This is a genomic window from Nocardioides sp. Root240, assembly GCF_001428825.1.
Taxonomy (GTDB): Bacteria; Actinomycetota; Actinomycetes; order Propionibacteriales; family Nocardioidaceae; genus Nocardioides.
The window spans coordinates 336,928-349,538 of record NZ_LMIT01000011.1 but is presented as its reverse complement, the minus strand read 5'-3'; the positions used below and the strand labels follow the sequence as shown (position 1 = coordinate 349,538).

The 12,611-nt window shown below is 71.5% G+C and carries 11 protein-coding genes, 2 tRNA genes, 1 other RNA gene and 1 pseudogene; 11 read left to right on the top strand and 4 right to left on the bottom strand.

Annotation, left to right across the window (positions count from 1 at the left end; translation table 11 throughout):
* Positions 1-50: 50 nt before the first annotated feature.
* Entirely contained in the window at positions 51-1,142 is a 1,092-nt protein-coding gene (locus ASE20_RS15715; RefSeq protein WP_056895495.1) for a polyprenyl synthetase family protein, read from the top strand.
* A gap of 47 nt (positions 1,143-1,189) precedes the next feature.
* Positions 1,190-1,942, top strand: coding sequence for an alpha/beta fold hydrolase (locus tag ASE20_RS15710; RefSeq protein WP_162261004.1), 753 nt, complete (start codon positions 1,190-1,192; stop codon positions 1,940-1,942).
* Positions 1,943-1,977: 35 nt separating this feature from the next.
* On the opposite strand, the gene ASE20_RS15705 is transcribed toward ASE20_RS15710, so the two are convergent.
* The gene (locus tag ASE20_RS15705) at positions 1,978-3,288 is read right to left on the bottom strand and encodes an NAD(P)/FAD-dependent oxidoreductase (protein WP_056895493.1); all 1,311 of its coding nucleotides are present in this window, start codon (positions 3,286-3,288) and stop codon (positions 1,978-1,980) included.
* Positions 3,289-3,431: 143 nt separating this feature from the next.
* On the opposite strand from ASE20_RS15705, the gene ASE20_RS15700 reads away from it, so the two are divergent.
* Both ASE20_RS15700 and ASE20_RS26055 read left to right on the top strand, forming a co-directional pair.
* Entirely contained in the window at positions 3,432-3,923 is a 492-nt protein-coding gene (locus ASE20_RS15700; protein WP_162261003.1) for a GNAT family N-acetyltransferase, read from the top strand.
* Positions 3,920-4,627 (top strand): phosphatase PAP2 family protein, encoded by a 708-nt coding sequence (locus ASE20_RS26055; RefSeq protein WP_082612470.1) that lies wholly within the window; start codon positions 3,920-3,922, stop codon positions 4,625-4,627. The genes ASE20_RS15700 and ASE20_RS26055 overlap by 4 nt, the downstream gene beginning before the upstream one ends.
* Here ASE20_RS26055 and ASE20_RS15695 read toward each other — a convergent pair.
* Positions 4,588-4,676, bottom strand: a tRNA-Ser gene (locus ASE20_RS15695). The genes ASE20_RS26055 and ASE20_RS15695 overlap by 40 nt on opposite strands.
* Before the next feature lie 88 nt (positions 4,677-4,764).
* On the opposite strand from ASE20_RS15695, the gene ffs reads away from it, so the two are divergent.
* The 7 genes from ffs (at position 4,765) to ASE20_RS15665 (ending at position 11,368) form a co-directional block, all read left to right on the top strand.
* An RNA gene (ffs, locus tag ASE20_RS24385) (signal recognition particle sRNA small type) lies at positions 4,765-4,855 on the top strand.
* 225 nt (positions 4,856-5,080) lie between these two features.
* A complete protein-coding gene (locus ASE20_RS15690; protein ID WP_056895491.1) occupies positions 5,081-7,246 on the top strand; it encodes a DNA polymerase III subunit gamma and tau in 2,166 nt (721 codons plus the stop codon).
* A 49-nt stretch (positions 7,247-7,295) separates the two neighbouring features.
* Entirely contained in the window at positions 7,296-7,697 is a 402-nt protein-coding gene (locus ASE20_RS15685; protein WP_056895490.1) for a YbaB/EbfC family nucleoid-associated protein, read from the top strand.
* Positions 7,698-7,710: 13 nt separating this feature from the next.
* Positions 7,711-8,307 carry a recombination mediator RecR gene (recR, locus tag ASE20_RS15680; protein ID WP_056895489.1) on the top strand — a complete coding sequence of 199 codons (597 nt, stop codon included), beginning with the start codon at positions 7,711-7,713 and terminating at the stop codon, positions 8,305-8,307.
* 8 nt (positions 8,308-8,315) lie between these two features.
* Positions 8,316-8,960, top strand: coding sequence for a DUF5063 domain-containing protein (locus ASE20_RS15675; RefSeq protein WP_082612469.1), 645 nt, complete (start codon positions 8,316-8,318; stop codon positions 8,958-8,960).
* Between the two features lie 90 nt (positions 8,961-9,050).
* The gene (locus ASE20_RS15670) at positions 9,051-10,328 is read left to right on the top strand and encodes an aspartate kinase (protein ID WP_056895488.1); all 1,278 of its coding nucleotides are present in this window, start codon (positions 9,051-9,053) and stop codon (positions 10,326-10,328) included.
* Positions 10,325-11,368 carry an aspartate-semialdehyde dehydrogenase gene (locus tag ASE20_RS15665; protein ID WP_056895487.1) on the top strand — a complete coding sequence of 348 codons (1,044 nt, stop codon included), beginning with the start codon at positions 10,325-10,327 and terminating at the stop codon, positions 11,366-11,368. The genes ASE20_RS15670 and ASE20_RS15665 overlap by 4 nt, the downstream gene beginning before the upstream one ends.
* Before the next feature lie 670 nt (positions 11,369-12,038).
* Here ASE20_RS15665 and ASE20_RS25600 read toward each other — a convergent pair.
* Positions 12,039-12,419: pseudogene (locus tag ASE20_RS25600) on the bottom strand (hypothetical protein); the annotation flags it as partial.
* A 95-nt stretch (positions 12,420-12,514) separates the two neighbouring features.
* Positions 12,515-12,588 (bottom strand) — tRNA-Pro (locus ASE20_RS15655).
* Positions 12,589-12,611: the final 23 nt, after the last annotated feature.

Genomic DNA, 12,611 nt, shown 5'->3' with positions numbered 1-12,611 from the left:
CATGTACCCCTTGCCTGCGTCGAGGCCGATGCCCGATACTCCACGCCACCATGAATGAGACGGCAGAGTCGGGACCGGCGTCCCGGTGGGTCGCAGCTCAGCTGCAGGCCTTCGAGGCGTCGTACCGGACGACGGTGCGCCCCGGCGTCGACGGTGCCTTTGGGATCGGCACCTCGCGAGCCTTCGGCCGCCTCCTCAGGTACCTGACCGAGCCGGTCGTCTGGACGCTCGATCAGCGGGAGTCCTTCTTCCGGTCCGGCTTCGCACTCGCCGCAGCCGACGCTTCCCGCTCGGCGGCCGTCGGGCCCCTCCTGGGCGCGACTGTCGAGCTGGGCTGGAGCTGCGCACTCGTCGTCGACGACCTGATCGATGGCGGGAACCTCAGGGACAACCACCGGTGCGCCCATTCCGAGTACGGCCGGGTGCGGACCTTGGTCGCCGCCGGGTCGACCCTCGCGCTGATGGTGCCGGTGCTGACCGTGCGGATGCCGCTGACCTGGCACCGACGTGGCCAGCTCGTGCGTTGGGGCCTGCTCGCCACCGGTCAAGCACTGGCGAGTGCCGTCCCACGCCGGCGGTGGACCCTAGCGAGCTACAGCAAGGTGGGCGGTTACAGCAACAGCGCCGCGCTGTGGGCGATCGTCGCGCCGGTGGCCGGTGATGTCCCGGACGACGTCCTGCGTGAGCTGTACTCCTGTGCGGCCCTGATGTGTGCCAACGGCAAACTGCGCAACGACCTGCTGGACTACACCGGTGGCTCGACAGACCACGGGGACGAGCTGGCCGACTTCGCCAGCCGACGCGTCACCTTCCCGGTCCTGTTGTGTCTCGAACAGGTCATGGACCCGGTCGACCGTGAGTCGCTGGAGGCGCACTTCAACCTGCGGCCGGGAGCGCCGATGTCGCTGGCGGAGGGCATCGATCTGCTGGAGCGTTACCGGACGTTCGAGCGGAGCGCGGAGCACCTGGTGGCGAACGGGGAGGAAGCGGCCCGTAGGATCCGGCGGCTGCGGGCACGATGGCCAGAGGGACAGCCGCTGCTCGACCTCCTCCACGACTGGGCGCTGGCGTGGCCCCAGGCTGCAGTGGAGCAGCTCGCACTGCTGCCGGATCGGGACGCTCCCGGCCAGGACTGGGAGTGAGCACCGGCCCCTGCAGTGATCGGTGGCGCGCGGGAGAGGGCGAGCCGATGTTGCTCATCCACGGAACCGGTGCCAATTGGCGCATCTGGCGACCGGTGCTGGATTCCCTCGCCCTGCACCACGACGTCCTTGCGGTCAGCCTTCCCGGCTGCGGAGGGTCACCGGGTCTGGTGGTCGAGCCGTCCGTGCCCGCCCTCGTCGAAGCGGTCGAGCGCGAGCTCGACGCGGCCGGCTGGGATCGTGCGCACCTCGTCGGCAGCTCGCTGGGCGGCTGGATCGCAGCAGAGCTCGCGCTCCGCGGTAGGGCGGCGTCGCTGACCCTCGTCGCGCCGTCGGGACGGTGGACCGACCGGGAGTGGCGGGCGTTGGACCGACTGACGCGGTCGGCGATGGGCGGCGCCCGGCTCGCCGCCCGGTGGGCGGACCTCATCGGGCGCTGGGCACCGCTCCGCACCATCGCCCTGCTGCCGATCGCGCTTTTCGGGTGGCGGCTCCCGCACGACGACGTGGCGTACTTCCTGAAAGCCGCGTCGGCGTCGTCGACGAGCGTGGCGGCCACCCTCGACTGGATCAGTCGTCATCGTGCAGGAGCGCCGTCGCTCGCCGATCTCGACGTCGCGACCTCGATCCTGTGGGGCCGCGCCGACCTGCAGCTGCCGGTGCGACAGTGCGCACGCTGGCAGGCCGACGCGCCTCACGTCCGTGCTCGGGTACTAGCGCTGAGCGGGCACGTGCCGATGATCGACGCTCCACGCCAGACCGTGGCGGTCGTCCTCGAGACGGCCCGTCGTGCCCGCTGAGACGGCGCCCGTCATCCAGCACGGGCGCTCCTTGCTCAGCCCTGGAGCAGAGAACGTGCCGCGGCCTCGCCGCTGCGGACGCTGCTCTCGACTGTCGATATCCCGCTCGTCCAGTCGCCTGCGAGGACAACGCCTGTTCGTCTGCGCCGGCCCAGGGCTGCCATCCGGCGCAGGCTGCCCGGCGTCGGGACGACCGTCGCGGCGTCCCACGGGACGACAACGCGCCAGTCGGCCGTTGGAAGGTTCATGCCGAGCATCTCGGCATCGCTCGTCAGCGCAGCTGCGACGGCGTCTTCGTCCTGCCCGGCGAGCTCACGGGCCCGCCAGCCCATGGTGAGGACGGTCGCCACCTCCCGGCCGGCCGGGATGAGGTCGGGCGCGCCCGCGGTGGACAGTGCGCGGATACCGATGATCGGATGCCGCCCCGGGCCCAACGGCGTGAGCACAGGAGGGTCGAGGCGCACGGGACGGTCGTAGCCGAGCAGCAGCTTGGTGCAGGGCTCGTAGCGCACCGTGTCGATGTCGGCCCGGTCGGCGTCGGACAGGGGCACGTCGATCTGTCGCAAGGCGGGTGCCGGCACGGCGAGAACGACGCCGTCAGCCTGCTCGGATCCGTGATCGTGCTCCACGGTGTACCCGCTCGCGTTGCGTGTGACGGCACGGACCCGATGGCCGGTGTGCACGTCGACGCCGCGCGCGAGGGCGTCGCAGAAGGAGCCCATCCCGCCAGTCGGGGTCAGCAGCGACCAGCGGATCGCGTGCCGAAGGAGACACCGCGCGATGGCAGCCGAGGAGTCCGCTGCCTGGAAGTAGAAGAACGGTTCGACTGTCTGGCGCAGGACGTAGTCCGTCGCCTCCACTCCGACCACCCGATGGCCCCAGGCTTCGGCGCTCTCGCCGTCGTCGAGGGCCGCAAGACTTTCGAGATCGGCAATGTGGAGGCGCCGACGCGGGAGGTGCGACAGCAAGGTCGCCAGGAGCCTCGCCTTCTGCAGCGGCGGGACGAGCGGGAACGAAAGAAGGCTGCGCAGGTCACCGGGCTCGAAGACCAGCTGGCCCGCCGGGGTGACGAACCTCCGGAGGTCGCCGGGATGTCCCGGGTGGAGCTGGGGGGAGATCAGATCGACCCCCAGCTGGGCCGAAAGGTCGAGGCACCGCGCGTAGAACGAGGTGAAGAACGTGGCCCCGGCATTGATGCGGATGCCGTGACGGGTGATCGACACGGTGCGTCCCCCCGGCGTGCTGCCGCTTTCGAGCACCTGGACGTCGGCGCCCGAGATCGCCAGGACACGTGCCGCGGCCAGCCCGGCTGGGCCTGCCCCCACGACGACGAACCGCTTGCTCACAGGCGGCATCATGGCAGTCAGGCCACCCCTCGTCGATGACCGCTCTGGCCGGGTCCCCAACCGGATCGCGGAAGGTCGCAGGCCCGACGGTGAAGGTTCCCCAACTCCTTGCCGCCGGAGTGAGCCGTCGCTACTGTGCCGACATGTCGTCGGCAGCCACTCCAGAGCTCCGTGGCGTCTGGTCGGTGAGGTTGGCGGAGGAGCGCGACGCGAGGGCCGTCGCTGCTCTGGCCCGCGAGTTCGCCGACGCGAACCCGAGCGCGTCTGCGAGCGCTGGATCCGATCTCGCCAGGGCGACGGAGGCCGCGGAGTCGGTCATCGCCAACGGCGGTGTAGAGGTCCTCGTTGCCGAGAGCGACGGCGGGGTTGGCGGAGTTCTCACCATGGTGGACATGCCCTCACTCGTCCACGGCGGTCGCGTCTCGACGTTCATCGATCTCCTCGTCGTCTCCAATGGCGTGCGGCGCCGCGGCGTCGGAACGACCCTCGTCCAGGTCGCACTCGAGCGCGCCCGTGCTCGCGGTGCCTACAAGGTCTCGCTCTACTTCCACGACCGGAATGACCCTGCCCGTCAGCTCTACGCCTCGATGGGGCTCCGCCCCACGGGCGAGGCGCACGCCATGTACCTCACGTGAGGCGGCGAGCCCCCTTACGGGCGGCCGCTGGTTGGGCGGGCGTTGTCGCTGTCGCCGGCCTGGCACCGGGAATCCTCGATCGGATCGACGACCGCCTGGACGCGAGCCTCCAGGGACCTGGTGTGAGACCGTGGCTCGAGATCGCCACGCACGCGGGGGATCTTCAGGTGCTCGCAGCCGCAGTGGGTACGGCGGGCTACCGGTGGACGCGCCGCGGCGAACCCGGTGCTGTCGTCGCGCTCCTGGCTTCCTTCGGGCTCGCTGAGGCGATCGTGTGGAGCACCCGTCCGCTCGTACGCCGCCCGCGGCCCGCAGGGGACGTGCCGTTGCCGATGGGCTCGAGCTTCCCGAGTGCGCATGCCGCGGCGAGTGCGTCCGTCTACCTCGCGATGGGCCTGCTCCTCCGTGGGGCCCCAGAGCGACCGCGGTCGTCACAGGTCGCCGTACCCGCAGCCGGCGCGCTGTGTGCCGCCGTCGCGGCCAGCCGGGTGACGATCCGTGTCCATCGCTCGACCGACGTGATCGCTGGTACGGCTGTCGGGATCGTCGCGGCGCGATGGTCGGTGGGGATCCACGGGAAGCGGTCCGGGCGGCGCGACGGCGGCGGCGGGCCGCGGTCACGACGCCGAACGGCGCCGACTGAATCAGTCGGCGCCGTCCGTGATGGCGGAGCTGGGGGGATTCGAACCCCCGAGGGCTGTTAACCCAACCCGCTTTCCAAGCGAGCGCCATAGGCCACTAGGCGACAGCTCCGTCGAGGAGATTACCGGTCAGGGTCGGGCGGGGAGAAATCGGGCGCCCGGAATCGGGACGGGTCGGGGCGGTCGTCTAGAGTGGGCGCAACCCCCCGCGCGGCGGTATCTCACCCAACTCCCCCAGGGCCGGAAGGCAGCAAGGGTAAGTGAGCTCTATCGGGTGTGCGGGGGGCCTTTTCCATTTGTGCTGGCTGCGCTCGCACATTGTCGCGCCGCCTGCCAACGCCGTTTCTTCCTTCCCCGCTCGCTCGCTCCTCCGTGCAGGAACGGCGGGCGGCGCGACGGTTGCTGTCTTCGTCGGGGTCGCGCGGCGCTCGCGCATGTCGGGGCCGTCCACAGCCGGCAGGAGACGGCTCGGGCCCACGACTGTCGGCTGTCGGGGGCGCTCGTTAGTGTTCAGGGGTGGACTCCCCGCTCGCTCTCTACCGCCGCTACCGGCCCGAGACCTTCGCCGAGGTGATCGGCCAGGAGCACGTCACCGAGCCGCTGCGCTCGGCGCTCGCGGGCAACCGGGTCAACCACGCCTACCTCTTCTCCGGCCCACGTGGTTGCGGCAAGACCACGAGCGCCCGGATCCTGGCCCGCGCGCTCAACTGCGAGCGGGCCCCGATCGCCGACCCGTGCGGCGAGTGCGACAGCTGCCGCGACCTGGCTCGCAACGGTCCGGGCTCGATCGACGTCATCGAGATCGACGCCGCCTCGCACGGTGGTGTCGACGATGCGCGCGACCTGCGTGAGAAGGCCTTCTTCGCCCCGGTGCGGAGCCGCTACAAGGTCTACATCATCGACGAGGCCCACATGGTCACGACGCAGGGCTTCAACGCCCTGCTCAAGCTGGTGGAGGAGCCGCCTCCCCACCTGCGCTTCATTTTCGCGACGACCGAGCCGGAGAAGGTCATCCCGACCATCCGCTCGCGCACCCACCACTACCCGTTCCGGCTGATCCCGCCGCGGCTGCTGACCTCCTACCTCACCGAGCTGTGCGACCGCGAGGGCGTCACCATCGAGCCGGCGGCGCTGCCGCTGGTCGTCCGCGCCGGCGCGGGCTCCGCGCGTGACACGCTCTCGGTGCTCGACCAGCTGCTCGGCGGTGCCGGTCCGCAGGGAGTGACCTACGCGCTGGCCAGCGGGCTGCTGGGCTACACGCCCGACACCCTGCTCGACGACGTGGTCTCCGCCTTCGCGAGCGGCGATGGCTCCGCGGTGTTCGGCGTCGTCGACAAGGTCATCGAGACCGGGCAGGACCCGCGCCGGTTCACCGAGGACCTGCTGCGCCGGTTGCGCGACCTCGTCATCATCTCCGCGGTGCCCGACGCCGCCGCGTCCGGCCTCCTCGACGTCGCCGCCGACCAGGCCGACCGCCTCGTCGCCCAGGCCACCGCATTCGGGCGCGGTGAGCTGACCCGCGCCGCCGACCTGGTCGCCGCGGGCCTCACCGACATGCGGGGCGCCACCGCCCCGCGTCTCCTGCTCGAGCTGATCTGCGCGCGGATCCTGCTCCCGGCGGCCGACCACACGACCGAGGGGGTGTTCGCCCGGCTGGACCGGCTGGAGCGTCGCGTCTCCATCGGCGGTACGACGTCCGCGGAGTCGGCTCCCGTCGCGGCTCCCGCCGCCCCGGCCCAGGACCGGCCGGCCCCGTCCCGGGCCGAGCGGGCCGCGCCCGAGCGGGCCGAGGACCGCCCGGCGCCCGCACCGGTGGCGGCGACTCCGGAGCCCACCCCCACACCTGTCGCTGAACCGACCGTGCCGACCCCGGTCGTCGCGCCGGCCCCGGCCCCGGCCCCCGAGCCCGAGCCGGTTCGCGAGCCGGTTCGCGAGCCTGAGCCGGCCCCGGAACCCCCGCCGGCCCCCGGCCCGGCCGTCGCCGCGCCGGCCCCGGCCGGCCCTGCGGGCGGTCTCACCCTCGTCGACATCCGCCGGCTGTGGCCCTCGGTCATCGACCGGGTCAAGGGCGTCAAGCGGGTGACCTGGATCCACCTGACCCAGAACTCCCAGGTGGTCGGCTTCGACAACAACGTGATCGCGCTCGGGTTCCAGGCCGACGGGCCGCGCCGCTCGTTCGAGTCCGGCGGGCACGCCGACATCGTCCAGCAGGCAGTGATCGACGAGATCGGGGCGCAGGTCCGGATCGACGCGATCGTCGACCCGGCGGCGAATCCCGGCGCCGAGCCGCCGGCCGCCGCGCACACCGCGCCCGCCGCGGCACCGCAGGCCGACTCCGGCGGCTGGCCCGCGGTCGACGCCCCGCCGAACGCCGCCCCGCAGGCTGCGGCACAGCCCGACCGGGCGCCGGCGCCCCAGGACGGCCCGCCGCCCAGCGACCCGCCGCCGTGGGACGTCCCCGGCGACGCCGCCCCCGGCGACGAGGTCGAGCAGCCGTCCTCGCGCCGGCAGCTGATCGCCGACGTCCAGGCCCGTGAGGACTCGTGGGCAGAGGGCTCGCCCGAGGACCCGGACGTCCACGTGAACTTCGACGACGCCGACGTCGACGCCGAGTCCACCGCCGACCTGCTCAGCCGAGAGCTCGGTGCCCAGATGATCGAGGAGATCCCGCGCGGCTCGTGAGCCGGCCCGATCCCCGCCCAACCGAACCAGTCAGAGAAGAGACCAAGCGATGAGCCAGAACCCGTTCGACGCACTCGGCGGAGGCGGTGGCCTCGACCTGAACGCCCTGCTCCAGCAGGCCCAGCAGATGCAGGAGCAGCTGGTCGGTGCGCAGCAGCAGCTGGCCGAGGCGACCGTCGACGGCAGCGTCGCCGGCGGCGCGGTGACGGTGACGATCACCGGCGCGGGCGAGCTGACCGCGGTCAAGATCGCCCCCGAGGCCCTCGACGGCACCGACGCCGACGCGCTCGCCGACCTCGGCGACCTCGTCGTCGCGGCCTTCCGCGACGCCCGCACCAAGGCGGACGCGCTCGCCGAGGAGCTGATCGGCCCGTTCGGCGCCCTGCCCGACATGGGTGGCCTGCCGGGGCTGGGCGGACCGGGCCAGGCGTCCGGTCAGCTCGGCTTCTGACCGGGACGAGCACGTGTACGAAGGCGTGGTCCAGGACCTCATCGACGAGCTCGGCCGGCTGCCGGGCGTCGGTCCGAAGAGCGCCCAGCGGATCGCGTTCCACCTCCTCCAGGCCGACCCGGCCGACGTACGACGCCTCGCCGACGTCCTGATCGAGGTCAAGGACAAGGTCAAGTTCTGCAGCATCTGCTTCAACGTGGCCGAGGACGACCAGTGCCGGATCTGCCGCGACCCGCGGCGCGACCCGTCGGTGCTGTGCGTGGTGGAGGAGTACAAGGACGTCGTGGCGATCGAGCGGACGCGTGAGTTCCGCGGTCGCTACCACGTCCTGGGCGGGGCGATCTCGCCCATCGACGGCATCGGTCCGGAGCAGCTGCACATCCGTGAGCTGCTCACCCGGCTGGGTGACGGAGCGGTCACCGAGGTGATCTTGGCGACCGACCCGAACCTCGAGGGCGAGGCGACGGCGACGTACCTCACGCGGATGCTCGGCCCCCTGGGGTTGCGCGTGACGCGTTTGGCCAGTGGACTTCCGGTGGGAGGAGACCTGGAGTACGCCGACGAGGTCACCCTGGGTCGGGCATTCGTGGGAAGGCAGACAGCGACATGAGCGGGAACATGAGCGACAACACCAGCACCGAGCAGCTCCCGGGCCTCGCGGCCCTCGAGGCACTGATCGCGGTCGAGACGGAGACGGTCCGGCTCGCCGACGACATCGCAGCATCGGTCCGGTCCTTCCTGGACGGCCTGCGCGTGGTCGCGGCCGAGGCGACCGGCGGGCAGGCGGTGTCCCTGCTGCTGCTCCAGATCAGCCAGATCGCGCTCACCGGCGCCCGGCTGGGAGTCCACCGCGACTTCGCGCCGCGCGACGAGTACCAGCCCGACGACGGTCCGGACCCCGACGACATCGACGAGCTGCGCCTGCAGCTCGCGACGCTGCTCGGCGACCTCGACACCTACAGCTACGTCTTCGACCCCTACCAGCCCGAGGTGGTCGAGGGCCTGCTCTCCGACGACCTCACCAGCATCGCGGCGGACCTCGCCGTCGGCGTCCGCCATTACGAGGCCGGCGACGTCGAGGAGGCGCTGTGGTGGTGGCAGTTCTCCTACGTCTCCTCGTGGGGTGCGCTGGCCGGATCGGCGATGAAGGCGCTGCTGTCCGTGGTCGCCCACGACCGGCTCGACGTCGACCTGGACACCACCCAGGAGCTGGCGTTGGTCGAGGTGGCGTCCGCGGTGCTGGACAGCGCGGAAAACGCCTAGCGTCCTCTCGGTAGAATCGGCGTCGGCCCAGCGGCCCACCCAGGTCGCGGGGCGACGTCCCTTCCCCCGAACCGCCAGGAGTGAGCCCTCGTGGGCATTGTCGTGCAGAAGTACGGCGGCTCGTCGGTCGCCGACGCGGCCGGCGTCAAGCGCGTCGCGCAGCGCATCGTCAACACCAAGAAGGCCGGCCACCAGGTCGTCGTCGTGGTCTCGGCGATGGGGGACACGACGGACGAGCTGATCGACCTCGCCAACGAGGTCTCCCCGCTGCCCCCGGCCCGTGAGCTCGACATGCTGCTCACCGCCGGCGAGCGGATCTCGATGGCCGTGCTGGCCATGGCGATCCAGAACCTCGGTCACGAGGCGCGCTCATTCACCGGCTCCCAGGCCGGCGTGATCACCGACGCCGCGCACGGCAAGGCGAAGATCATCGACGTCACGCCGGGCCGCATCGAGGCCGCGATCGGCGAGGGCGCGATCGCGATCGTCGCCGGCTTCCAGGGCGTCTCCCAGACGACCAAGGACATCACCACCCTCGGCCGCGGCGGCTCCGACACGACCGCCGTCGCGCTGGCCGTCGCGCTCAAGGCCGACGTCTGCGAGATCTACTCCGACGTCGACGGCATCTTCACCGCCGACCCGCGCATCGAGCCGCGGGCCCGGAAGGTCCCGAGGATCTCCTACGAGGAGACCCTCGAGATGGCCGCGCAGGGCGCCAAGATCCTGCACCTGCGGTGCGTCGAGTACGCCCGCCGCTACGACATGCCCATCCACGTCCGTTCCTCCTTCTCCGAGAAGGAGGGCACCTGGGTCGTCAAGGCCGAGGATGTAGCTCAGGAGAACTCCATGGAAGCCGCGATCATCACCGGCGTCGCCCACGACCGCAGCCAGGCCAAGATCACCATCGTCGGGGTGCCCGACAAGCCGGGCGAGGCCGCCTCGATCTTCCGCGCCGTCGCCGACGCGCAGATCAACCTCGACATGATCGTGCAGAACGTCTCGGCCGCCGCGACGAGCCTGACCGACATCTCGTTCACGCTGCCGCGGGGCGAGGGCCAGACCGCGATGACCGCCCTGTCGCGCCTGCAGGAGAGCGTCGGCTTCGACAGCCTCCAGTACGACGACAGCGTCGGCAAGGTCTCCATCGTGGGTGCCGGCATGAGCTCGTCGCCGGGCATCTCGGCGCGCTTCTTCGAGGCGCTCTCCGAGGCCGGCGTGAACATCGAGATGATCTCCACCTCGGAGATCCGCGTCTCGGTCGTCGTGGCCGAGACCCAGGTGGAGGCGGCCGTCAACGCCGCCCACGCCGCGTTCGACCTCGGCTCCGACGAGATCGAGGCCGTTGTCTACGGAGGTACCGGACGATGACCATCAACATCGGTGTCGTCGGCGCGACCGGCCAGGTCGGCGTCGCCATGCGCCAGATCCTCCTCGAGCGGAACTTCCCGGTCGGCGAGATCCGCTTCTTCTCCTCGGCCCGCTCGGCCGGCAAGGTGCTCCAGTTCGGCGACCGCGAGGTCGTGGTCGAGGACGCCGAGACCGCCGACCCGACCGGCCTCGACGTCGCGCTGTTCTCGGCCGGCGCCACCGCGTCGCGCGCCCTGGTGCCCCGCTTCGTCGACGCCGGCGTGATCGTCGTCGACAACTCCTCGGCCTTCCGCAAGGACCCGGCCATCCCGCTCGTCGTCTCCGAGGTCAACCCGGAGGCCGCCGCCGAGGTGATCGCCGCCGGTCGCGGCATCATCGCGAACCCCAACTGCACCACGATGGCCGCCATGCCGGTCCTGAAGCCGCTGCACGAGGAGGCCGGCCTGGTCCGGCTGATCGCGTCGACGTACCAGGCCGTGTCGGGCTCGGGCATCGCCGGCGTCGAGGAGCTGTCCACGGGCGTCGCTGCCGCCGGCGACAAGGCCAAGGAGCTCGCCTACGACGGCGAGGCCGTGGTCTTCCCGGAGCCGGGCGTCTACAAGCGGACGATCGCCTACAACGTGCTGCCCTTCGCCGGGAACCTCGTCGACGACGGTCTCAACGAGACCGACGAGGAGCAGAAGCTCCGCAACGAGTCCCGCAAGATCCTCGGCATCCCGGACCTGCGGGTCTCCGGCCTGTGCGTGCGGGTGCCCGTCTTCACCGGCCACTCGCTGGCGATCAACGCCGAGTTCGCCTCGCCGCTGACCGCCGAGCGCGCGCGGGAGCTGCTCGCCGGCGCCCCGGGCGTCGAGCTCGCCGACATCCCGAACCCGCTCGCCGCGGCCGGCAAGGACCCGTCGTACGTCGGCCGGATCCGGCAGGACCCGGGCGTCGACGACGACCGCGGCCTCGCGCTGTTCGTGTCGAACGACAACCTGCGCAAGGGCGCCGCGCTCAACACGGTGCAGATCGCGGAGCTCATCGCGGCGTCGCGCTGACGGGAGTTTCACCGGCCGGCCGGTGAAACTCCCGCGCTTGGACGAGAAAACTCACGCCTGGACGATGAAGCTTCATCGTCCAGGCGTGAGTTTCGTCGTCCAGGGGTGGATCAGGTGTCGACGGGCTCGACGAAGGTCTTGGTGACCCAGACCGACGCGAGGTAGCCGCCGATGCTGAGGACCGGGATCACGATCAGCATCGACCAGTGGTCGAGGTGGTCGATCAGGAACAGCAGCGCCACCACGGCCACCAGGCCCACCGCGAGGAAGCTGCTGCTGCCGGGGTCGGGGATCTGGAAGGTCCTGAGCAGGGCGCTGCCGAGCAGGACGCAGACCGCGAAGGTCGCGACGAGCAGCAGGAACCCGGGGCCACCGCCGCACGAGGAAGTCCCGCGCACGGCCTCGCAGCCGCGCAGTGACAGCCAGGTCAGCACCACCATGCCGGCGCCCACGACGAGGCCGCTGAGGGCCGCGGCACGGTACGCCGTCAGCAGCGGGCCGCCGGACCCGAGGGACGCGATCTCGGCGTCCTCGACGGCCGCGGGGTCGACCGGCTCGGGGATGACCTCGACGGGCGTCGCAGTGGGCTTCGGAGTGGGCTTGGGGGCCGGCTCGGCCACCGCGACGGGCGCAGGCTCGGGGGACGGCTCGACGACGGGCTCCGGTTCCNCTCGGGCTCCGGCTCGACGACCGGCTCGGGCTCCGGCTCGACGACCGGCTCGGGCTCCGGCTCCACGACCGGCTCGGGCTCCGGCTCTACGACCGGCTCGGGCTCTGGCTTCACGACCGGCTCGGGCTCCGGCTCCACGACCGGCTCGGGCTCGACGACCGTCTCCAGGACGGCGGTGGGCTCCTCGACGACCTCGACGACCTCGACGGTCTCCTCGGCCTCGACGGGCTCGGCGGCCGGCTGGGCAGCCGGCGTTGCTGCGACAGGACGGGTCGGCTGGGCAGGCTCGGAGGTCGCCGCCGGTGCGGCCGGCTTCTTCTTCCGCCCGAACAGCTTCGGCGGCTCCAAGCTGAGCTTCAGCTTGTCCTGCTCGTCAGACATGGAGTGCAGTCTGTCATGTCGTACCACCGGTTCGGTGACTGGTCGTTCTCCGAAATGACAGCAGGTGGATCCCTGGGGATCCACCTGCTGGGCGGTCGGGCTGACAGGATTTGAACCTGCGGCCTCCTCGTCCCGAACGAGGCGCGCTACCAAGCTGCGCCACAGCCCGCCGTTGCGCCGCCCACGAAGGGC

Excerpts from the sequence above, each read along its gene's own strand:
- ASE20_RS15715 (WP_056895495.1), top strand. The coding sequence starts at position 51 with ATGAATGAGACGGCAGAGTCGGGACCGGCGTCCCGGTGGGTCGCAGCT.
- ASE20_RS15710 (WP_162261004.1), top strand. The coding sequence starts at position 1,190 with ATGTTGCTCATCCACGGAACCGGTGCCAATTGGCGCATCTGGCGACCG.
- ASE20_RS15700 (WP_162261003.1), top strand. The coding sequence starts at position 3,432 with ATGTCGTCGGCAGCCACTCCAGAGCTCCGTGGCGTCTGGTCGGTGAGG.
- ASE20_RS15685 (WP_056895490.1), top strand. The coding sequence starts at position 7,296 with ATGAGCCAGAACCCGTTCGACGCACTCGGCGGAGGCGGTGGCCTCGAC.
- ASE20_RS15675 (WP_082612469.1), top strand. The coding sequence starts at position 8,316 with ATGAGCGACAACACCAGCACCGAGCAGCTCCCGGGCCTCGCGGCCCTC.
- ASE20_RS15665 (WP_056895487.1), top strand. The coding sequence starts at position 10,325 with ATGACCATCAACATCGGTGTCGTCGGCGCGACCGGCCAGGTCGGCGTC.